This window comes from Cyclobacterium xiamenense, assembly GCF_009467825.1.
Classification (GTDB): Bacteria; Bacteroidota; Bacteroidia; order Cytophagales; family Cyclobacteriaceae; genus Cyclobacterium; species Cyclobacterium xiamenense.
Genome location: NZ_WIOK01000006.1, coordinates 96591 through 119582, shown reverse-complemented (window position 1 = coordinate 119582; position 22992 = coordinate 96591). Strand labels below are relative to the sequence as shown.

Annotated in this window: 18 protein-coding genes; 14 read left to right on the top strand and 4 right to left on the bottom strand. The window is 49.6% G+C overall.

Translation table 11 applies throughout. From position 1 onward, the window contains the following. Positions 1–69: 69 nt before the first annotated feature. Both GCU44_RS06265 and GCU44_RS06260 read right to left on the bottom strand, forming a co-directional pair. Positions 70–735, bottom strand: a complete 666-nt coding sequence (locus tag GCU44_RS06265) for an SGNH/GDSL hydrolase family protein (protein WP_154855176.1) — start codon at positions 733–735, stop codon at positions 70–72. Continuing rightward, entirely contained in the window at positions 732–1922 is a 1191-nt protein-coding gene (locus GCU44_RS06260) for an RsmB/NOP family class I SAM-dependent RNA methyltransferase (RefSeq protein ID WP_092171410.1), read from the bottom strand. Before GCU44_RS06260 ends, GCU44_RS06265 begins: the two co-directional genes overlap by 4 nt. Before the next feature lie 120 nt (positions 1923–2042). On the opposite strand from GCU44_RS06260, the gene GCU44_RS06255 reads away from it, so the two are divergent. Genes GCU44_RS06255 through prmC form a run of 3 tightly spaced genes read left to right on the top strand, consistent with a single transcriptional unit; the run spans position 2043 to position 3542 of the window. Next, positions 2043–2327 (top strand): hypothetical protein, encoded by a 285-nt coding sequence (locus GCU44_RS06255; protein WP_154855174.1) that lies wholly within the window; start codon positions 2043–2045, stop codon positions 2325–2327. After that, on the top strand, positions 2327–2692 hold the full coding sequence (locus GCU44_RS06250) for a magnesium citrate secondary transporter (RefSeq protein ID WP_154855172.1): 366 nt from the start codon (positions 2327–2329) through the stop codon (positions 2690–2692). Before GCU44_RS06255 ends, GCU44_RS06250 begins: the two co-directional genes overlap by 1 nt. 10 nt (positions 2693–2702) lie before the next feature. Continuing rightward, a complete protein-coding gene (gene prmC / locus GCU44_RS06245; RefSeq protein WP_154855170.1) occupies positions 2703–3542 on the top strand; it encodes a peptide chain release factor N(5)-glutamine methyltransferase in 840 nt (279 codons plus the stop codon). Here the strand turns inward: prmC and GCU44_RS06240 are convergent. Then, on the bottom strand, positions 3534–4469 hold the full coding sequence (locus GCU44_RS06240) for a hypothetical protein (RefSeq protein WP_154855168.1): 936 nt from the start codon (positions 4467–4469) through the stop codon (positions 3534–3536). The two genes, prmC and GCU44_RS06240, sit on opposite strands and share 9 nt — an antisense overlap. Here GCU44_RS06240 and GCU44_RS06235 point away from each other — a divergent pair. From GCU44_RS06235 to GCU44_RS06225, 3 genes are read left to right on the top strand one after another with little or no spacing between them, the layout of a single operon-like run. Next, positions 4468–4980, top strand: a complete 513-nt coding sequence (locus tag GCU44_RS06235; protein ID WP_154855166.1) for a 3-hydroxyanthranilate 3,4-dioxygenase — start codon at positions 4468–4470, stop codon at positions 4978–4980. The two genes, GCU44_RS06240 and GCU44_RS06235, sit on opposite strands and share 2 nt — an antisense overlap. Before the next feature lie 43 nt (positions 4981–5023). Then, positions 5024–6304, top strand: coding sequence for a kynureninase (gene kynU / locus GCU44_RS06230; RefSeq protein WP_154855163.1), 1281 nt, complete (start codon positions 5024–5026; stop codon positions 6302–6304). Positions 6305–6338: 34 nt separating this feature from the next. Next, complete coding sequence (locus GCU44_RS06225; RefSeq protein WP_154855161.1) at positions 6339–7691, top strand: FAD-dependent oxidoreductase; 1353 nt, start codon at positions 6339–6341, stop codon at positions 7689–7691. Between the two features lie 5 nt (positions 7692–7696). Here GCU44_RS06225 and GCU44_RS06220 read toward each other — a convergent pair whose 3' ends face one another. Continuing rightward, positions 7697–8605, bottom strand: coding sequence for a 1-aminocyclopropane-1-carboxylate deaminase/D-cysteine desulfhydrase (locus tag GCU44_RS06220; RefSeq protein WP_154855159.1), 909 nt, complete (start codon positions 8603–8605; stop codon positions 7697–7699). Positions 8606–8671: 66 nt separating this feature from the next. On the opposite strand from GCU44_RS06220, the gene GCU44_RS06215 reads away from it, so the two are divergent. The 8 genes from GCU44_RS06215 to GCU44_RS06180 all read left to right on the top strand — a co-directional run bounded on the left by GCU44_RS06215 (position 8672) and on the right by GCU44_RS06180 (position 22991). Further along, positions 8672–9706, top strand: a complete 1035-nt coding sequence (locus GCU44_RS06215; RefSeq protein ID WP_154855157.1) for an RluA family pseudouridine synthase — start codon at positions 8672–8674, stop codon at positions 9704–9706. 491 nt (positions 9707–10197) lie between these two features. Next, positions 10198–14535, top strand: a complete 4338-nt coding sequence (locus GCU44_RS06210; RefSeq protein ID WP_154855155.1) for a hypothetical protein — start codon at positions 10198–10200, stop codon at positions 14533–14535. A gap of 86 nt (positions 14536–14621) precedes the next feature. Then, complete coding sequence (locus tag GCU44_RS06205) at positions 14622–15650, top strand: phenylalanine--tRNA ligase subunit alpha (protein WP_154855153.1); 1029 nt, start codon at positions 14622–14624, stop codon at positions 15648–15650. 105 nt (positions 15651–15755) lie between these two features. Continuing rightward, entirely contained in the window at positions 15756–16589 is an 834-nt protein-coding gene (locus tag GCU44_RS06200) for an FkbM family methyltransferase (protein ID WP_241684858.1), read from the top strand. After that, complete coding sequence (locus tag GCU44_RS06195) at positions 16586–17365, top strand: glycosyltransferase family 2 protein (protein WP_154855149.1); 780 nt, start codon at positions 16586–16588, stop codon at positions 17363–17365. Before GCU44_RS06200 ends, GCU44_RS06195 begins: the two co-directional genes overlap by 4 nt. 195 nt (positions 17366–17560) lie before the next feature. Beyond that, positions 17561–18577 carry a DNA/RNA non-specific endonuclease gene (locus GCU44_RS06190; protein WP_154855147.1) on the top strand — a complete coding sequence of 339 codons (1017 nt, stop codon included), beginning with the start codon at positions 17561–17563 and terminating at the stop codon, positions 18575–18577. A 174-nt stretch (positions 18578–18751) separates the two neighbouring features. After that, entirely contained in the window at positions 18752–21790 is a 3039-nt protein-coding gene (locus tag GCU44_RS06185; protein ID WP_154855145.1) for a type I restriction endonuclease subunit R, read from the top strand. Then, positions 21783–22991, top strand: coding sequence for a restriction endonuclease subunit S (locus tag GCU44_RS06180; protein WP_154855143.1), 1209 nt, complete (start codon positions 21783–21785; stop codon positions 22989–22991). Before GCU44_RS06185 ends, GCU44_RS06180 begins: the two co-directional genes overlap by 8 nt. The last annotated feature ends 1 nt before the right edge of the window (position 22992 follow it).

The following is a 22992-nucleotide window of genomic DNA, read 5'->3' as shown; positions in this document are numbered from 1 at the left end:
AAAAAATATATACGAATGGTCCCGGATCGGGCCCGTTCGTGGAATTTTCTTTGGATTGTTGCCTCCGGCTTACGGATTCAGTATTTGCCGGGTCAGCCGCTGGGAGATGACGGCCATTCCCAGGTCATTGGGGTGCCTTCCCACACTTTCGGTGGAAAAGCCTCCCAAGGCCATGTAGCGCGCCTCTTGGCCCAGGTCCGAAAGTTCGACCACTTCCCAGCCTTGTTGGGAAGCGGCATGCCGCAAGTGTTGATTTACCTCCGGGTTGGGCCAGAAGGTAGTGGTGAGAATCACCCTGGCTTCTGAGGGGACCAGGTAGGCGGAAAAATCTTGCAAAGCTTCCGAAAAATTCCATTCCCGCAACGCGGATGGAGATACGTTTTCGCCCAGACGGATGACCAATAGGTCCGCATCAAACTCCCTGAGCTCCTGGTACTGGGACTGGTCCAGGCTGGCAAACGATCGTTCAAAGGGGAATACGTTTTCACGAATCATTTCCAAATCAGGCATATGGAGCTGGAGGCTGTCCTTCAGCCTGGAAAAATAGTCCCTTTCCGGCGAGCTGGCCGCCATTCCCCAGTCGGCATTCCAGCCAATGGCCGGTTCGGGTGGGTGATAGGTGATGCTGTTGCCGATGACCAGAATTCGTTCGATGGCAACAGGTGGCGCTTCATCCGATTCGCAGCCTGCCAATCCTACTGCCAGTACCAGGAAGTAACGAAAAACACACCTCATTCCCTTTTCCTCAGTTTGGCGATGTAAAAGCCATCAAAACCACTTTCCTGTGCCAGTACCTGATTCTCTTCCAACAGCTCAAAGGCAACTCCGGCAGGGCTTTGTAAAAATGCCTGCACCTGCTCGTTGTTTTCTGCCGGCAAGATGCTACAGGTGGCATAGACCAACAGTCCCCCGGGCTTCAACATGGAGGGGTATTGGGCCAGGATGTTGCGCTGTACTTCCCGAACGCTGGCAATGGATTCGGGGCTCACCTTCCATTTGGTGTCCGGGTTGCGCCGAAGCACCCCCAATCCCGAACAAGGAACATCCAGTAAGAGACGGTCGGCACTTTCCTGAAGACGCTTGATGGTTTTGCTACCTTCGATGAGTCGGGTTTCGATGATGGAAACCCCGGCTCGGCGCGCCCGAAGTTTGGTGTTTTTAAGCTTCCATGCTTCGGTGTCCATCGATAAGATGCGGCCCTTGTTTTCCATAAGTGCTGCCAGGTGCAGGGATTTTCCTCCGGCTCCTGCACAGGCGTCAATTACCCGCATGCCCGGTTCGGCATCCAGGGCCCGGGCCACCAGCTGGGACGAAGCATCCTGTACCTCAAAGAGACCTTCTTTGAAAAGGGGGGTGCGGAACACGTTTTTTCGTTGCTGGAGGATCAGGGCATCCGGGTAACCCTTGGCGGGTTGGCTGCCGATATCCAGCGCCTCCAATTGCTCCCGTAGCTTGGATCGGCCGGTTTTTAGTGTGTTTACCCGCAGTACGACTTCCGCAACCTGGTTGAGAGCGGTAAGTTCATCCGCCCAGTTGTCTCCCAGTTGCTGCTGGCCCATTTCATCCAGCCAATCCGGTATGGATTGCAACAGGGCCCGACTGCTGATTTTTTCTTTTTTTCGGGCGATGGCTTGTGCATCGATTCCCTTGAATTCCTTCCAGTCCGGTAATGCCCTGCCTTGCTGTACCCAGTAGGTGCCAAACCACTGATAGTAATCCTTTCCCGGACTCAGGTGTTCAATCAACCGCTTCCAACGGACGATTTCGTAAACGCTTTCGGCGATAAATGCCCGATCTCTGGCGCCCCACTTGGGGTTTGATTTTAAAACACGTTCGATCACTTTGTCGGCATAGTGGTTATTGTCAAAAATATCTTCTAGCGCCCGGACTACTCCGTTGACCGTATTCGGAAAAAGCTTCATAAATCATCTTTGGTATGTGCTGGCAAATATACGTAAATTTACCAGGGAAAATGGGCGGCCCACCGCACAGAGCCTGGCGGGACTTTTAGAAATTGGCCTAATTTTGGTAGATTTGAGCCTATGGGAGAAAAGAAATGTCCTCATTGCGGTAAATGGTCCGACTGGAACCAGAATTATACCGATACCTGTACCCACTGTGGCAAACCATTGGGAGGCACCGACCTGGAATACCAGGAAAAGAGAGCCGCCCAGGAAAAGGCCAACGAAGAGCAATGGGTTTTTTACATAAAGGAAAGCGACAGTACCCTGGTAAAGCGATTAAAAACCGCAGGCAATTTTTTCTACACCATCTACATTGCCATCATCACCTTTATTGCCTGGCTAATCGCCGCCTTACCGGGATAATGCCTGTTTACAGCAATCCCTGGTTTTTACTTCCGGCCATAACGTTCTGGATCAACCAATACCTGGAACGGGTGCAAGGGATTTATTTTCCTCTGGTGCACAGTTACCTGGATGATTTGTTGGCCATGCCGGTAATTTTGGGTTTGACATTGCAGCTGTACCGCTGGATTCATCCCAGAAAGGAACGCCTGGTTTTTTCAATCAAGCAGGTGCTGGTGGGGTTTTTGTACATCAGTCTATTATTTGAAGTATTGCTACCGGCCTGGTCAGTCACCTATGTTCGCGATCCCTGGGATGTTGGCTGTTATTTCCTGGGTTCGGTGTATTTTTACGGACTGATCAATAAAAAACAGAACGAAACGTAATCATCCAGTTATGGCCATTAAGCTTAAAGCGATACATAAGCGCTATAGTGGAGAATTATCCACAACCTATCTTCCAGAGGAGGCGGGCAGTCTGGCAAGCTGGCTGATGGAGGCCTATCTTGGCACCAGGGCCACCGATCTGCTTTCTGACAGATCGGTAGAAACCATTCCCCCGGCCATGGAAGCGGCGCTCAATCGGCTAAAGCAGGGTGTCCCCATTCAATACATTCTTGGAAAGGCGCCTTTTTATGGGAGGGAATTTCTGGTGGGCCCTGAGGTGCTGATTCCCCGGCGGGAAACGGAGGAGCTGGTGCACCTGATTTTAAAAAGTGCGTCCGGAAAAATGAAGGTTCTGGACCTCGGTACCGGGTCGGGCTGCATCGGCATCAGCCTGGCGCTGGAATGGAAGGAAGCCAGTGTGACCGCGCTGGATAACTGTCCGGAGGCCCTGGCGCTGGCCCGGAAAAATGCCGCACTGCTGAACGCTTCCCTGGACTTTATTTTGGCGGATATGTTGGCCCCGCGTTTGCCGCTTGGAACCCTGGACCTGATGGTCAGTAACCCACCCTACGTTCGGAATCAGGAAAAGGCACTCATGCATCCCAACGTACTCGATCACGAGCCGCATGGGGCCCTGTTTGTTCCAGACGAGGATCCGCTGCGGTACTACCGGGCCCTGGTCCGTCATGCACGGAACCATCTCAAGACAGGGGGCCTATTTTATGTGGAAATCAACGAACAATTTGGAGCTGAGGTAGCCAGCCTGATGGAGGAGGCGGGGATGACGGCGATTCGTATCTACCAGGATTTACAGGGTAAAGACCGCATTGTCTGGGGGCAACTATCCTGAGTCGCTAGCAGCGGCGCCCAGCCAAAAAGGACGGTTGCTGGAAAAGGCATGCAGACCCTCTGTCAGCTCCAGGCTGGTAAGGTACCGAATGGGAAAGATTTCGCTGCCTTCGGGTGAACGGTGTTCGATAAGCTGTCCCTCTTCTCCAAGCACCTGAAGGGTGCAGGCAGGCAACCATTTTTTTAGACGACCGTCTTTGGCCGGGAAATACCGCACGCCACTGTTGAAGAAGACAAGATCCAGTTGGGCAAAATACGGCTCCAATTGGGAACAGTGCAGCGGGTCAAAGGGCAGGATATTGACCGCAGCATGCCCGGATCGGATCAGAAAATCCAGGGCGACAGGCAGGTAATGCGTTTTTTTGGCCGGAAGAAAACGCAGGGGGAACTGTTCCTCCGCCAGGTTGGGATGTTGTTTCGCAAAGTTGGGATCGGCCAGGACCACATCTACCTTGATGCCCGTTGAGCTTACTTCTTGCACGTTTTCTTCGGTGACGAGGATCGTCGGAACCCATTCCAACAATTGAGGAAGTTCCGCAATGTTCCAGTCCGCCGGACCGAGTAGCAACAAGGCCGGTTCCTGCTGTTCGCGTACTACGTGGTGGGAAGACATGGATGCATCATGGATTTTTACAGGGAGCGTGTCGATAGTCGGGGCAAAACTACGTAATTTTCCCTTATTTTCATCGGAGAGGGCGTTTTTGGGTGTTGGTTCCGGATATTCCCCCGCTGATTTTTTGTAAAAAAGAATTGCTGCAGTACTTCGGGTGTAAAATTGGATTTTTTTTATAATTTTGGCAGCGAGACGCGGGACGAAAAATCGGAGAAAGCGAAGGTTGATCGCGGATCCTGGCTTGGATTCCCGTTGCCTTCTATCGGTGCTATCCGGTGTTCCGAGGAGAATGTTCACATAAATTACAGATGCCATGCCCATTTCCCAACCAATTAATTTTACCAAATGGATTGACGATAACCGCCACCTGCTCAAACCCCCGGTAGGAAATCAGCAGATGTACCTCAAAAACGAGGATTTTATCGTCATGGTCGTTGGCGGTCCCAATGCCCGAAAAGATTACCATTACAACGAAGGGGAGGAATTTTTCTACCAGGTGGAGGGAGATATTACCTTGAAGGTGGTGGACGAGGGCGTCATGAAAGACATACCCATAAAAGAAGGAGAGGTGTTTTTATTGCCTCCGCGAACCCCCCATAGCCCTCGCAGACCAGCCAATACCGTTGGCCTGGTCATTGAAAGGTACCGCAACCCGGGAGAAAAGGACGGATTTTTGTGGTTTTGTGAAAACTGCGGGCATAAATTATACGAGGAATACGCAACCATCACGGATATCGTCAACCAATTGCCTCCGATTATGGAACGCTTTTGGGCCCACCCCACGCATACTACCTGCGAGAAATGCGGGACCGTTATGAAGAAATAGCAGGGGTCACTTCCGTCACCACCTTGCCTTTACCAACGAACCTATGCCCAACGCTGCCTACGAGTTAACCCGGGAATTTGCCGAGGAAATGGATAAAAAAGATCCATTGAAAGGCTTTCGGGATCAGTTTTTTCTTCCCCAAAAAAAGGGGAAGACGGCCATCTATTTTTGCGGCAATTCCCTGGGGCTGCAGCCCCGCACGGTGGCCTCCTACCTGGATGCCGAACTGCAAAAATGGGCGGATAAGGGCGTTGACGGTCATTTTGAAGGGGAGGTGCCCTGGGTGGATGCACGCAAGCCATCCAAGCCGCAGCTTGCCCGTTTGCTTGGCGCAGCGCCCGATGAGGTGGTGGCCATGAATGGGCTCTCCGTTAATTTGCACCTTTTGCTCGTCTCCTTTTACCGTCCGCAGGGCAAACGATTCAAGGTGCTGTGCGAAGCGGGAGCCTTCCCCTCGGATCAGTACGTACTGGAATCCCAGGTCAGCTACCATGGGTACCAGCCGGACGAAGCCCTGTTGGAAATTGCACCGCGACCGGGAGAACACCTGCTCCATACGGCCGATATTCTGGAGACGATTCGCCAACACAAAGAGGAACTGGCCCTGGTCATGCTTCCCGGAGTGCAGTACTACACCGGGCAGTGCTTTGACATGGCAGCCATCAGCAGGGAAGCGCGACTTTACGGAATACCGGTGGGCGTTGATTTGGCGCATGCCATCGGCAACGTACCCTTGTCCCTGCATGACTGGGAGGTGGACTTTGCTACCTGGTGCAGTTACAAATACCTGAATGCAGGCCCTGGGAACGTGTCCGGCATTTTTGTTCACCGCAAGCATGGCAAGGATCCCGGAATTCCGCGGTTTGCCGGATGGTGGGGACATTTGGAGGAAAAGCGTTTTGCGATGGAAAAGGGCTTTATCCCCATGTCAGGGGCGGATGGCTGGCTCTTGAGCAACGACCCGGTATTTGGGTTGGCGGCACTGCAGGCATCCCTGGATATTTTTGAAGCGGCCGGCATGGAAAAAATACGGGCAAAATCTGAACTATTGACCGGTTATCTGGAGTTTGTAATCCGTGAAACAATTGCTGCCCGGGATGTGTTTGAAATAATAACCCCTTCAAAACCAACGGATAGAGGGTGCCAATTGTCGCTTCTTGTACACAAAGGAGGCAAAACACTAGTCGATACATGGACTAAAAACGGACTGGTAGCCGACTGGAGAAATCCCAACGTGGTTCGGCTCGCACCGGTGCCGCTTTACAACAGTTTTCAGGATGTCTACGCATTTGGAGAGATCCTGTCGGAATCGCTGAAACGTTAGCAAGTGAAGGTCCAATAACCTATTGAACAACATCATGAAAGAAAAAATTGACCTATTGGGGGCAGGATTGATTGGTTCCCTGCTGGCCATCTACCTGAGAAAAAGAGGCCTGGACGTTTCCATTTACGAAAAGCGCAAAGATTGGCGGAAGATGGATTCATCCGGTGAAGGGCGCTCAATCAATATGGCCTTGAGTTTCCGGGGCTGGAAAGCCCTGGAAAAAGCCGGTATCCGTGAAAAAGTTTTGCCCTACACCCAGCCCATGTACGGAAGGAGGATCCACGACGAGCATGGAAATACGTTTTTCCAACCCTATGGGAAGGACAACCAAGCCATCTATTCCATTAGTAGAAATTCCTTCAATAAGCTTTTGCTGGACGAAGCGGAGGCGCAGGGGGCCCGGCTTCATTTCGAACACAAGGTGGAGCACGTGCAGGTAGGCAACCGGGAAGTCAGGTTTAGTTTACCGGATGGTAGTGCAAAAACCGTCCTCTCTGAGGTGTTGATCGGTTCGGATGGTGCCTATTCTTCTCTGAGGAATGCCTTCCAAAGCCAACTTCGCTTTAACTTCAAACAGCAATACATTTCCCACGGCTATAAGGAACTATCGATTCCTCCTGCACCAAACGGGGACTTTGCCATGGATCCAAACGCCTTGCACATTTGGCCCAGGGGCAAATTTATGCTAATTGCCTTGCCAAACCTGGACAAATCCTTCACCTGCACCCTGTTTTTGCCTTTTGAAGGATACAAAGTGAGTTTTGAAAACATACACGATGATCAGGACGTGGACCAGGTGTTTAAAACGCATTTCAACGATGCCCATGCGCTGATGCCAAATCTTCTGGAAGATTTCCGGAGAAATCCCACGGCGGCCTTAATCAATACCGAATGTTATCCCTGGACCGAAAACAATGCCCTGTTGATCGGGGATGCAGCCCATGCCATGGTGCCGTTTTACGGACAGGGCATGAACTGTGGTTTTGAAGACTGCTACATTTTGGATGGATTGGTGGAAAAATACGGTACGTTTTCCTGGGATTTGGTTTTTGAAAAATTTCAGAAAGGCAGAAAACCCGACACCGATGCCATCTGTCAGCTGGCGATGGACAATTTCGTAGAAATGAGTGACAATGTGGCCGATCCGAAATTTTTGATCCGAAAAAAGATTGAAGCACGCCTACACGAACTCTTTCCTAAAGAATGGGTGCCCTTGTACAGCATGGTTACCTTTTCGGACATGAAGTATTCGGAAGCGTATGCTATCGGAAAAATACAGGAGAAAGTAATGGATCAGGTGATGCGTGATCCACTGATCACCCAAAACTGGGATCGGCTGGATTACGAAGACATCCTGCATCAGGTCGAGGTCGCCGGTGCCGTTTGATGCAATCAAAGCTGCGATCCATGCCGCTCGTTGAATCCCCGAATTCCTTGTAACCCTCCCGTATGCAAGACCAGTAAGCGGCTGCCTTTCGGGAAATGATCTGCCTGGACCAATGCCAGCAGACCCCATACCATTTTCCCAGTATATACCGGGTCCAGGGGTAGTTTTGCCTGCAGGCGCATGTCTCGGAGAAAATCAATCAGCTCTGTATTGAACCGGGCATAGCCGCCAAAGTGGAAGTCTGTGCGAATTTCCCAGGTGCAGCGGGGCTGAATTCCGTGCGTATGCATGAGTTGGGCTACCTCCTTGCGAATAAAGTCGCCTTTGAGTGCAGAGAAACCAAGGACCTGTTGCCCGGGCCGTGCACGACTGGCTACGCCGGCAAAGGTGCCTCCGGTACCCACGGGCAAGGCGATAACGTCCATGGAAGTGTCGGCTCCCGTCAAAATTTCCTGCGTGCCCTGAATGGCCAGCGCGTTGGTGCCGCCTTCAGGGATCAGGTAAAACTCCCCAAATTTCCGTCCGAGTGACTCCAATAGGGCTTGGGATTGTTTTTCCCGGTATTCCGAGCGCGAGAGCGGGTGTAATTCCATGCCGTTTTTGACGGCGTCGGAAAGGGTCGGGTTGAGGGGCTGGGAGATTTCTCCCCGTATGAGACCAATGGACCGCAGTCCAGCCTGCTTGCAGGCGAAAGCAGTGGCATGGATATGGTTGGAATAAGCGCCTCCGAATGTTAAAACCGTTTTAACGTCCTGCTTTATTGCTTCCCGGATATTGTAGCGTAACTTGTAGTACTTATTGCCCTGCAGGCTGGGATGCATCCGATCCAGTCGCTTTACCGTCACCTGCACCTCCTTTTCTTCAAGAATAGGCAGGTGAAGGGGTTGGTACAGGGGACTATTGGCAGGTTCCAAGGGAAATAATTTGGTGATTTTGCGTTAAAAGTCTTATAGTTTTTTATCATATCCTAATTTTGTGCCATGACTGAATCCCACGAAGAAGAATTGCCCGAGGAGGAATCCTATTTTGAGCCCTACGAGCTGCGGGTAGATCCCGGGCAGCGGCCCTTGCGTATCGATAAGTTTATTACCGACAAAGTGGCCAACAGTACCCGAAACAAGGTACAACAAAGCATTTCTGCAGGGATTGTCAAAGTAAATGGGCTACCTGTAAAAGCCAATTACAAAACGAAGGCTGGAGATATCATTTATTTCGTATTGGAGCGGAGCCGAAAAGATACGGACGTAATTCCGGAGCGCATCCCATTGGATATCCGCTACGAAGACGATCACCTGCTAGTAGTCAACAAACCGGCGGGCATGGTGGTGCATCCGGCGCACGGAAACTGGACAGGTACGCTGGTCAACGGGCTGGCGTATTACTTCAATCAACTTCCCGAACTTCCCGGCAATACAGGCAGGCCTGGTTTGGTTCACCGAATCGATAAGGATACCTCCGGCTTGCTCGTGGTGGCTAAATCCGAACAGGCGATGGCGGACCTTGCCGGCCAGTTTTTTGATCACAGCATTCAGCGAACCTACCTGGCCCTGGTATGGGGCGAGCCGGCGACCGCCGAAGGGACGGTGGATGTTTCGATAGGCCGGGGGATAAAAGACCGAAAAATCATGCAGGCCTATCCGGAAGGCACCGGAGGAAAATCGGCCGTCACCCATTGGAAGTTGCTTCAAAAGTTCCGATACGTGAGTTTGATAAGTTGTTCCCTGGAAACCGGCAGAACGCATCAAATACGCGTACACATGAAATACATTGGGCATCCCTTATTTAACGATGCCGTGTACGGCGGGGATAAAATCAGAAAGGGCACCCAATATGCCCGGTACACTTCCTTTGTCCGCAATTGCTTCAAACTCATTCCCCGACAGGCCCTGCATGCACAATCGCTGGGTTTTATTCATCCCATCAGCAGGGAACAGCTGTATTTCGAGTGTGAATTACCCGAAGACATGGCCTCAGTGATAGAAAAATGGCGAAATTACGTTCAAGTCGACGGTTGACAGTTATTGATTTGTTAATCCAAAGTTTTAAATCGGCGTAATTTTTATAGAAATGACTTGTTTTTGGTCAAAGAATTGAACGATCTGAAAAAATCTACATTTTCTGATGAAAATATTTCTTCCAAAGGCGAGTTTTATTACATTTGAGGAATCAAAACAAAATTTGGCAACTCCTCGTGACGAGTAATGGTTCTGAATTGATTTTGAGTCTATCCTGTAGGATGTTGAAATTGGCAGACAAGCCCTCCTGTCTCGGGGGTGGAGGATCCGGATTTATCCGGTGTACTGGATAAAGCACACATCGAGCTCAATGTGTTGCCTAACAGCTCCGTGGAGGTTCGAGTCCTTCTCCTACAGCGGTTTTGTGAAATCCGGCAACTTGCCTTTTACGGAAGTTGCCGGATTTTTTTTGTCAAGACCCTGTTATAAAAGCTTCTTTTGTCTGCAAATTTTGAATAATATCCACTTTATTTTGTATTCTTGATCCGGAAATGGAGGAAGAAAACGTACATACCAAGCAGGAGAAAAAAAACCGGGGACGCACGTTGAAGGTTTTGGGTGTCCTCTTGCTCCTGGGCTTGCTGTTGCAGGCAACCTTGTATTTTGGTGGAGACTGGCTTTTTAGGGAATTCATCAAGCGGCAGGTAGCCGAAGTCTCCCAGGGAAAGTATGCCGTCGACTTTGATCGGATTTACCTGTCGCTTTTTCAGCGGGGTATTTTTGTCGAGCGTTTTTCGCTGACGCCGACGGATCCAGCCATTTTTGATGCAGAGAAAATCCCCTATTACCGGATAGCCATCGATCAATTGGATTTGCTGGGTTTGGGTTATTCCCGAACCTCCGGCCGCCTTTCCATTGGTACTTTGCGCCTGACTTCGCCAAGCGTACAATCCCGCCAAAAATCCGGAGAGGCGGAAGAAAGCGAGGAGAGCCCCCTGCAATTGCTCGAAAACGAGATTCAAAAATCCCTGGGCACGCAAATCCGGGAGATTGTGGTCGGGGATTTTTACGTGGATCAGGCCAATTTGCTGATAGAAAACTTCATCAGTCAAAAGTCGATTTCAGCCTCAAATACCAACTTGTACGTCAGGAACATTCAAGTCGGTGGAGAACAGCAAGTGGCCCTGCCATTTGGACTACAGGGATTCCGCCTGGATTTCGACGATTTTGAGATCGTGTTATCCGACAGCATACACCGGGTTACGGCAGCGAAGGTAGCGGTATCTTCCCTGGACAAGCAAATCAGTGCCCAAACCTTGCAGGTGGTTCCGGACCTCGAAAAGTCTGCCGATGTCTACTACGAAATTTCCCTGGACCAACTTCTGCTGGAAGATGCAGACATCATGGAAATGTTTCGGACAGCAGAGGTCAAGGTGGGCTCACTGAACCTGGAGGGCCCCGATTTTGTGCTGTATACCGACCGCACAGCCCTCGAAAACGAACGAAGAACGACGGATTTGTACGAACTGATTCGGGACGTGCTTACCTCTATTTCCGTAAAGGACCTTACCATTGACCGGGGGCAATTTCTACAGCGAGGCGTCAATAACCCCAACAAAAATCGCATAGAAGCCGAAGATATCCATTTTTCCATGGACGAAGTGTATATAGGACAGGATGAAGCGTTGAAAGAAAATAGCTTCTTCTACTCCAGGGATGCAGTTTTAGAAATTGACCGGGCCAGGATATCCCTGGCGGATGAAATTCATTGGGTGACCGGGCGGAATATCTACTTGTCCTCCGCCGAAGACCGGGTAACGATCAGTGAGGTGGAAATCAACCCCATTGTAGACGAAGATAGCCTCACCGATATCTCCTTGTTTGAGGTCAAAGTACCCAAGTTGGATTTTGCCAACGCCAACCTGAGAAAAGTGTACAACGAGAAAATAGTGGATATCGGGGAACTCATGATTCGGGCACCCAAAGTGGCTATTCGAGATATTCTGGGAAGCTCCGGGAACCCAGAGGAAGCCCCCAAGCTTTCCTCCCTGCAGCAGCTAACCCAGGGTTTTTTAAAAGCCATTTATATACAGCGATTGGAAATGGAGGAAGGAAGCCTGGTGCTGGACAACCACCTCCGGGTCCGGCAGGATAGCCTTTCTTTTGGGAAAATCGATTTTGTACTCGAGAATTTTCAGCTGGACGAACAGCAACGCAGCGACTCCTCCTCCAGAATTTTTCTGGCAGAAAACCTCCAACTGGAGATAGAAGACTACGCACTCAAGCTGTCCGATAACCTGCACCTGTTTTCCGCAGACAGAATCCGTATCGATACCAGGCAAGAGCAACTGCTAATCAACGGCTTTCGGCTACAGCCCCATTCTCCCGAAGAGGTGCTGCAACTGTTGGAACGGTACGGAAGGACCACCGTCCTGGACATAGAAATACCCGAATTTCTGGCTACAGGTGTAGACATCAATCAGGCTTATTTCCAGGAAAAGTTATTCATCAACCACATCGATATACCTGGCCCGGATATCCAATGGACCAAATACATTCCAAAAGACGACGAAGAGCAGGCAAAATTGGAGCGCGGCGATATTTTGAACCTAATCACCAATTATTTCTCGGTGGTACGGATCGACTCCCTGAGTATCAATGAGGGTTCGTTTGTCTACGACAACTTTGCCAACGAACGGTTTCGGTCTTTTGCAGAGAACGATATTGCCGTCAATATTCGGAATTTCTACCTGGATGAAACCGTAGATCTTGCCGATAACCGCACCCTGTTTGCGGAAGAAGTGGATGTAAACCTAAAGAATTACCTATTCAATATTGCCAACGGAAAATACAGCATCGTGGCCGAACGAATTACGTTCAATTCTGCCCGAGAGGAAATCAATACCTTCAATGTACGACTCAATCCCAACCGCTACCTGGACTCCAAGGTAAGCATTGAAGCCAGCATCCCAGAGTTGAGCTTTCGGGGTGTAGACCTGGAAGCCTTTTTGTTTGACAATACCTTGTCGCTCTCCCAGTTAAAACTCACCGATGCAGGAGTGAAATTGTCCATTAACAGGGCCTACGGACAGGAAGAAGCCGATACAGAGGAAGAAGAACCGCGATCCTCCCGCAACCTGCCCAAGACCATCGAGGTCATCCAAATCGATTCCATTCTGACTTCCAATGCCTCCTTCAATGTGGCCTATTACCAGGAAGGAAAAGACCTGGATTTGATCCGGACAGGCATCAACTTATCCGTCGCAGGCTTTCTCCTGGACTCAGCCCGGCTTTCCGAGGGAGACATCGCCAGCTTTTTCTCAAACATTAGCCTGGAGGTGGATGACTTTTCCCTGGCCTTAAAGGATAGTATTCATACGCTCAATTTTTCCAGGATCGGATTTGATTCGGGGGAAGAGGAGATTTTGGTGGAAAATCTGCGGATCCTGCCCAATCAGCTCGAAGGTATACGGGGCGTACCCATCATTCGGGCCAATGTTCCTCGGGTTTCGATCAACACCCGTTCCCTGCAGAGTTTTCAACGCACGGGAAGCCTGGATGTGTCGCTTCTCCGACTGACTGACCCGGAGGTGCGTATTTACCTGGACGAAGAGGAAGCCATTACGCTGCTGCAGCCAGAGCAAGAAAAAGAGGTCATTCAAAAGGTTTTGGAGCAGTTGCTTATCCGCGATTTCTCGCTTACCGGGGGGAGGTTATCCCTCATAGACAAGGCAGATACCAGCAGAGTGACGGCTTTCCAAAACCTTAGCCTGATGCTAAGCGACTTGAATTTTGATTTTACCGAAAAGCAGAATATTTCTTCGGCGTTTTTTTTCAACAAAGACTTTCAGTTCGAGCTCAAAGATTATGAATTGGAGCTACCGGATAGTTTAAACATGCTGCGGATTGGCCGGGTATTGATTTCCGAAAATGAACTCGAACTTAACGACCTTCGGTTTTTCCCAAAAGGGGGAACCTACGCCTATGCCAGGCAGGTGGGCAAGCAAACGGACGTAGCAGACGTGTACATCCCCCGGCTGCTGGTCGAGGGGTTGGATGCGAGTAGGTTTATCGCCGAAGAAAAACTGATCGCGCGGTCCATGACCGTTTTCTCTCCCTATGCCGAGATATTTCGGGACAAACGGGTTACCGAGGACACCACCGTGGTGAAACCCATGCCTCAGCAGGTAATGGAGGCGATGGGCAGGGTATTCGATCTGGATACCCTGATCGTAACCAACGGGCGCCTCCGGTACCGGGAATTTCCGGAAAAAGGAATGGTCCCGGGTGAGATTACTTTTGGTCGGATGAATGCGCGCATGTATCCCTTTCGTCTGGGGCCGATCGAACAGGAGCGGGATTCGGCCCTGGTGGAAGCGAGCTTTCAGATCAACGATACAGCAGAACTGGACGTGGACCTGTCCATGAGCTTCGCTTCTCCCTACCCCATCGCCGTGAAGGCCCGTGTGGGTGCGTTTGAACTGCCGGTCATCAATTCCATTTTGGAATCCAATGCTTTTGTCACCGTAGAACGAGGGCTGGTTCGGGAAGGGGAATGGCAGTTTGTCGCCGATCAGGATCATGCCATCGGAGAGATGACACTCAAATACAACGATTTGAAAGTAAGGCTACTGGAAGAGCGAACCTTGCGGGAAGCAGGAGGCCGAAAGGGTATCCTTACCTTTGTGATCAATGCCCTCGCCATGCGGAAAAACAATCCCCGGCCCATTTTCCGGCGCCTGGTCGCTTCGCCCATTTATTATGAGCGCATTCACCATAAATTTGTCTTCAATTACCTCTGGAAAGCCACGTTTTCCGGACTCATGGGAAGTTCAGGTCTGATGCAGCCAAAGATTCCCCGAAAAGAGGAGGAGGAAGGGACGCAATAGCACGAACGCGCGTTTCCCTGTTTTAAATGGTAGGTGGCCTCAATAATTTATTTTAGATTTGCGCTCGTAAAAAGACCAAATTGTACATGCAAAGCCAGAAAATAGACCAGATCAAAGCTGAAATTGCTGCAGCGCGTGCCGAAACGGCAGCAGAGCTGGAATCCTACCGGATGCGGTTTATTAGTAAAAAGAGTGTGGTTGGAGCACTCTTTGCCGAAATGAAATCCATCCCCAACGAGCAAAAAAAAGCATTTGGACAAGCGGTCAACGAGGTAAAACAACTGGCGGAAGAGAAATTCAAGGAACTGATAGATGCCGTGGAGAGCGGTTCGAAGGGAAAGCAAGGACCCCGTCCAGACCTTACCCTGCCTCCGACCACCTGGCCTGTTGGAGGTATTCATCCCCTGACGGCTACCCGGCAACGCATCGTGGAGATTTTTGAGCGAATAGGCTTTAACCTGTCCGAAGGGCCCGAAATAGAAGACGATTGGCACAACTTCACGGCGTTAAATTTCCCGGAAAATCACCCGGCCAGGGAAATGCAGGATACGTTTTTTATTGAAAAGAATCCGGACATCGCGTTGAGAACCCATACCTCATCCGTTCAGGTGAGGGTCATGGAAAACCAAAAACCGCCCATCCGGACCTTATCGCCGGGAAGGGTGTTTCGCAACGAGGCGATCTCCGCCCGGGCACATTGCATTTTTCACCAGGTGGAAGGATTGTATGTGGACGAAAACGTGAGCTTCTCCAACCTGAAACAAACCCTGTATCATTTCGCAAAAGAAATGTTTGGAAAGCACACACAGGTGCGCTTCCGGCCTTCCTTTTTCCCGTTTACCGAGCCCAGTGCGGAAATCGATATTTCCTGCCAGCTCTGCGGGGGCAAAGGATGCAACATTTGCAAGGGTACCGGTTGGGTGGAAATTGGCGGTTCGGGCATGGTGGATCCCAACGTGCTGGAAAATTGCGGCATCGATTCGGTGAAATATACCGGATTTGCCTTTGGTATGGGTATCGAACGCATTGCCATGCTCAAGTACCAGATCAACGACCTGCGGCTGTTTACCGAAAACGACATCCGCTTTTTGCAACAATTTAAGGGGCTGCTCTAAGCTTTTCCTGCGGGCTCCCCATGTTGGCGCCGCCCAAAGGTGTCGCCTGTGGGGATATAGCCCGTAGATGTGCATATATTTTCTTAGTTTTGGTCCATGACGCCCATGAAAAAAGCAATCCTACCCGTAAAAAGAAAACTCCAACGCCAATGGAAAGCATTGCGTTTTCGCTTGAGTGCTTCCAATCATCCGCTTTTTATCGGCTTTTACCGGTACCTCTATACGCCAGGAAAGGGCAGCCTGAGCGCATTTCTGCACCACTATTCCCAGTCAAAAAGGGGTGATTTTACCGTGATTCAGATAGGCGCTAACGACGGCATTACCCACGACCCGATCCACAAATTTATCAAACGAGACGGCTGGAAGGGAGTCTTGCTGGAGCCACAACCTCAGGTGTTCCACCAGTTCTTAAAAGAGATCTACGCCAAAAACGAAGGAATTACAACGGTGTGTGCGGCCATCGGGGAAAAAGACGGTGCCCAGCCGATCTATAAGATCGGCTTTTCCGATATGCGCTGGGCTACGGGCTTGTCTTCCTTCTCCCGGGAAAAAATTGAAAGCGCATTCGAGGAGGGCATTGTAGCGGCCAATTGTACGAAGTTTGGTATCGATATTCCGGAAGACAGGGAGGAATGGATCAGCGAGGAGGAAGTAGCGGTGATCGCTCCCCACACCCTGATGCAGCGCTACGGGATTTCCAAGATCGATCTCTTGCAAATCGATGCCGAAGGCTACGACCTGGAAGTGATCCGAATTTTCGATCTGCCGTTCAGTCAGCCCGCTGCCATCGTTTTTGAGAACGTGGGATTAAACGAAACGGATTACGCCAGCTGCCTGGCCCTCTTGCAGGCCAACGGCTACGGCACCCGTAAGTTTGGTCCGAACACCCTGGCGCTAAAAAAGGGCGAACCCCTGTACCAAACGTATGTTGCGTCATGAGGCCGGGATGGGTTTCCGTGGTCATCCCCTGCTACAATCAGGGCAGGTACCTGGAGGAAACCGTCCGTTCCGTCCTGGCATCTACCTATCGGCCCCTGGAACTGCTGCTTGTCAACGACGGGTCCACGGATGATTCCCTGGAAAGAGCGCGTTCGCTGGAAAAAAAGCACCCGGAAGTTCGTGTCATTGATCAGCCGAACGGAGGGGTGGCCCGGGCGCGAAATACCGGGATTCGGGCAGCGCAGGGGGAATTTGTGCTGCCACTGGATGGAGACGATACGGTATCTGACGCCTACATCGCCGAAGCCGTATCCGTGCTGCAGCAGCGTCCGGAGGTAAAGGTCGTGTACTGTCGGGCGGTGAAATTTTCGGAGGCCGGTGAGAAGGCATGGAAGTTAAAGCCCTTTAGTCTGCGGGCATTGGCCCGGGATAACATGATATTTGTAGCGGCGCTGCTGCGCAAATCGGATGCCGACGCTGTGGGGGGATTCTCAGAAGACATGCACATGGGCCGGGAGGATTGGGAGTTTTGGATAAAAATTCTCAAAAATGGAGGAGAAGTGGTGCAATTGCCTTTTGTGGGTTTTTATTACCGGCTTACTCCCGGTAGCAAACGAAAGAAAACGGGAACCCGGCAAAAAAAGCGGGAGCGAATCGCCTATTTGAATAAAAAGCATGCGGACTTTTTTCAACAAGAGCTTAATGGTCCGCTGCGCTTTCAGCGCTCCTGGTCCCGGCGGTACAACACCTTGCTTCGGTGGTTGGGGAGAAAATGAGGGGGTGGTGCCGGTCTTCTTCCGGCTTGGGTTGGGGTTGGTCTAACCGGTATTAAATGGGTGTTTGGCGCAGGCAAATCAGGTAAAATCCAGCAGATTCGTTCAGGAAAATCTTGTGAAAACCGTGGATTGACGATGCAGCGATAAACAGAACAAACGATAAGTGCGTTGGTTGAGCGTAATTAAACAAAGCAGGTGAAGTTTTTCGGGTATATTCTACTTTTTCTTTCAAGCCATTTGGGGCTTTTTGCTCAGGCGTTTTTGCCTGCCGCTCCTTCGGGGCAGGTCATTCATCACCGGCATTACAGCTTGTGTTATGCGGAGGACCACGAGCAGGCAAGTTGGGTGTATTACGAGTTGACCGCCTACGAGGCGAGCAGCGGCAGGTACGAGCGAACGGATAATTTCAGAGAGAATCCGAAGGTCACCACGGGAAGTGCCTCTCTGTCCGATTACCGGGCATCGGGATACGACCGGGGTCATTTGGCACCGGCGGGAGACATGGCCTTCAGTATGACTGCCATGTCGGAGAGTTTTTACCTGAGCAACATGAGTCCGCAACACCCGTCATTTAACAGAGGTGTATGGAAGCAACTGGAAGGCTTGGTTCGATCCTGGGCGGTGGGTCAGTCCGTCTTGTATGTGGCCACCGGGCCGGTATTGGAGCCCGGCTTGCGGCGCATCGGACCGAATCAGGTTAGCATTCCAAATCGTTTCTACAAGGTGCTGCTGGATTACGACGAAGAAAACGGATCCTATTCGGCAATTGGGTTTATCCTTCCTAACCGAAAAGGGCAAGGACCCCTTGCGGCCTATGCGGTTTCTGTAGATGAGGTGGAGCGGCTTACCGGCATCGATTTTTACTCCCAGCTGCCTGATTCGATCGAAACCATCGTGGAGAAGAAGATCGATCCAGGGTACTGGGACTGGCGGGCAGCGCCCGTGACGCGTACCGGAAAAAGCACGGCGATCCCGGCCCGGCAATGTGCAGGCATTACCCAAAAAGGCCTGCGGTGTCGGAACCGAACGAAAAGCGAAACCGGGTATTGCCATTTGCACGAGGGGAGTTCCGTAGGAATGCAAAAGCCGGCAACCGCCCCGAAAAAACGAACCACGTCCGTCCGATGCATCGGCACCACAAAAAGTGGTGCCCGCTGCAAGCGAAACACCCTTTCCCGCAACCAGAAATGCTGGCAACATGGGGGGAATTGAACGTGTGCACGAAATTTTCAACCTGGCCAACCAATTCTAACCTGCACTCTCCTGAGCTCGGGGGAATCCATTCCTGCGAATAGTAATCGCTTAAAGCTATTGGTTCATACATGCCTTATATTATGAAATAATTGTAAATTACGTTTGGATCACGATTACGGTAGGAAAGTTTACATGACCAAAGAAAATCAAATAGAAGAAAATCTTATCAAGCAGCTTTCTGCACTGAAATACACCCATCGGCCGGATATTGTCGATCGGAAGACACTTGAACAGAACTTCAAGGCGAAATTCGAGGCGCTCAACCGGGTACGTTTGTCTGATAGTGAATTCCTGCGATTGCGCGAAGAGATCATTGAACCGGATGTGTTTCAGGCGTCCAAGAAACTCAGGGAGCAGCAATTTTTCCAGCGGGAGGACGGCACACCGCTGCACTACACCCTGGTCAATAACAAAGACTGGTGCAAAAATGATTATGAGGTCGTATGTCAATTGCGCATCAATACCGAAAACAGCAACCAACGCTACGACATCATTCTGCTGATCAATGGCCTGCCCATGGTGCAGGTAGAGTTGAAACGCCTGGACATTTCCCCGCGAAAGGCCATGCAGCAAATCGTCGACTATAAAAACGAACCCGGCAACGGGTATGGCAACTCGCTCATGTGCTACATGCAGTTGTTTATTGTCAGCAACCGGTCCAATACCATCTACTTCGCCAACAACAAAAAGCAGCATTTTCAATTCAATGCAGATGAGCAATTCTTGCCCATTTATCACCTGGCGGATGAGAAGAACAACAAAATCAAACATCTGGAGGATTTCACGGAGCGGTTCCTCAAAAAGTGCACACTGGGCGAAATGATCAGCAAGTACATGGTGCTGGTGGAAACCGAACAAAAGCTCCTGGTGATGCGCCCCTACCAAATCTATGCAGTAAAAGCCATAGATGAATGCGTGAAGCAAAATCGAGGCAATGGCTACATCTGGCATACTACCGGAAGCGGCAAAACCCTGACTTCGTTCAAGGCTTCTACCCTGCTTAAACTCAATTCCGAGATTGAAAAATGCCTGTTTGTGGTGGACCGAAAAGACCTGGACCGCCAAACCCGGGAGGAATTCAATAAATTTCAGGAAGGCAGTGTGGAAGAAAACACCAATACCGAAACCCTGGTAAGGCGTTTACTTTCGACCGATTATGCAGACAAAGTGATTGTAACCACCATCCAAAAATTGGGATTGGCACTGGATGGTACCTACAAGAACCCTTCGGCTTCGCTCAGGACAAGAAACTACAAAGAACGCCTCGAACGCTTGCGAGATAGGCGCATGGTATTCATTTTTGATGAGTGCCACCGTTCTCAGTTTGGTGATACCCATCAAGCGATCAAAGCCTTTTTTCCAAATGCGCAGCTCTTTGGGTTTACCGGCACGCCCATTTTTGACCAAAATTCTACCCAAAAGATCCGCGAAGATCAATTCGAAACCTACAAAACCACAGAACACATTTTTGAAAAGCAGTTGCACGCCTATACCATTACCCATGCCATAGAAGACCGCAACGTCTTGAAATTTCATATCGATTACTTCAAAGGGAAAGGTTCAGTGGAGGTCAAGCCTGGTGAGGCGATTGCTCAGCAAGCGGTGGCGGAAGCCATTATCGACAAGCACGATCGAGCTACTAATCAACGGAAGTTCAATGCCATTTTGGCAACGGCTTCTATCAATAACGCCATAGAATACTATCGCTTGTTCAAAGCGATTCAAAAGCAAAAACGTGCCCTGAGCGAATCGGAAGGACACGATTATGTGCCGCTAAATATCGCTTGTGTATTTTCACCGCCGGCACAGTTGATTGGGAGCAATGGCGATCAACAAAGCCAAAAGAATGCTGCTGATATCAGGCAATTGCAGGAAGATTTAGCGCAGGAAAAAGAAGACAACAAACAAAATCCGGAAGAGAAGAAAGCCGCGTTAATGGAGATCATTTCCGACTTTAATGCCCAATACGGTACCAATCACGATATTAACAATTTTGACCTATACTACCAGGATATTCAAAGCCGCATCAAAAATCAGAAATACAGTAACAAAGATTATCTGCGCAAAAACAAGATTGACCTGACCATCGTGGTAGACATGCTGCTTACGGGCTTTGATAGCAAGTACCTGAATACCCTGTACGTAGACAAGAACTTGAAATACCATGGACTGATTCAGGCATTTTCACGCACCAACCGGGTACTGAACGATACCAAACCTTACGGCAATATCTTGGACTTCCGTTCCCAACAGGAGGCCGTAAATCAGGCCATTACGCTGTTCTCTGGTGAAGACGGTGGTAAGGCCAAAGAAATCTGGATGGTGGATCCTGCTCCGGTGGTGATTACCAACTACCAGGAAGCCGTAGAAAAGTTGGGGGACTTCATGCAGGAACAGGATCTGGCCGTGGAACCCCAGGAAGTCTACAACCTGAAAGGAGATGCGGCCCGGATCGCTTTTGTGAAAAACTTCAAAGAGGTGCAGCGACTCAAAACCCAGCTGGATCAATACACCGATCTGGATCCCGAGCAGCAGGCCCAAATTGAGAAGATACTGCCCAAAGACACCTTACAGGAGTTCCGGAGCTCGTACCTGGAAACCGCCAAGCAATTGCGGGAAATTCAGCAAAAAGAAGGTGATGAGGCATCGGATGACATTCAGCAACTGGATTTTGAATTTGTACTCTTTTCCTCTGCGGTGATTGATTACGACTACATCATGGGCCTGATTGCCGACAGCACCCAACGGAAGCCCTCCAAACAGAAAATGACCAAGGCCCAGGTGATCAGTTTGCTGAAATCCAACGCTAACTTGATGGAGGAAGAGGAAGACCTGACGGACTACATCAACCAGGTGGACTGGAGCGTTGGGCAAACGGCGGAGGAACTGAAGCAAAACTTTGAAACCTACAAAGCAGACAAGTACGACAAAGAACTGGCCGACATTGCCCATAAGCACGGCTTGCAAACAGCGGAACTCAAAACCTTTGTAGAAAAAATCATGAATCGGATGATTTTTGACGGAGAGCAACTTACCGATTTGCTGGAACCATTGGAATTGAGCTGGAAAGAACGCCGGACCAAAGAACTGGCCTTGATGGAAGACCTGGTGCCGCAATTAAATAAACTAGCCCAAGGGCGTGAAATATCTGGATTAGCCGCATATGAGTAAGGAATTGAAATTGATACCAGAATTACGTTTTCCTGAGTTCAATAACGCAAAAAATTGGGAAATAGATACTTTGGGAGGACTCACAAAAGTCATATCAAAAAGAAACAAGGAGAATAAAAATCTTCCTGTATATTCTATTAATAATAAGGAAGGATTCTTACCGCAAGGTGAGCAGTTTGAAGGTATTAGTAGTTCTAAAAGAAACTATGACATATCATTGTACAAGGTAATTGAGAAAAATACATTTGCCTATAATCCAGCAAGAATAAACATTGGTTCAATTGGATATAGCGGCAATCTTCACAACATTATTATAAGCTCCTTATACGTTTGTTTTAAAACAAATGATAAGGTAAGTGATGAATTCCTACTATATTTTTTTGACACCTCACATTTTTATAATGAAGTCGGAAATAATGTTGAAGGCGGAATTCGGAGCTATCTGTTTTACCAGAATTTTTCGAACATAACAATTCCAATTCCATCAATAATTGAACAACAAAAAATCGCTTCCTGCCTTTCTTCTTTAGATGAGCTGATAGCCGCCCACAAGGATAAGCTGGACGCCCTTAAAGACCACAAAAAAGGCTTGCTGCAAAACCTTTTCCCGCAAGGAGGCGAAACGGCGCCTAAGGTTCGTTTTGCGGAGTTTGAAGGTGATGGGGAGTGGGTGGAGAATGAACTGGGAAAAATCGCTGAAAATTTAGATTCTAATAGAATTCCTATTACAAGCAATCAAAGAGAAAAGGGCGAAATTCCATATTATGGGGCATCAGGAATTATTGATTATGTGAAAGACTATATTTTTGATGAAGACCTTTTGCTCATTTCTGAAGATGGTGCGAATCTAATAGCTAGAGTTTATCCAATTGCCTTTTCAATTTCTGGTAAAACTTGGGTCAATAATCATGCGCACGTTTTAAAGTTTGAAAATTGGTTTACCCAAGTGTTGGTTGAAATGTATTTGAATTCCAAAAATATTGAAGACTTCTTGACTGGGATGGCTCAACCAAAGTTGAACAGAAAAAAACTAGACATTATACCAATACCTCTACCTGAGAACCAGAAAGAACAACAAAAAATCGCTTACTGCCTTTTGGCTGTGGGTGAACTCATCACTACCCAGCAGGAGAAAATAGAACAGTTGGAGCAACATAAAAAGGGTTTGATGCAGGGTTTGTTTCCAAAAATTGAAAATTAAG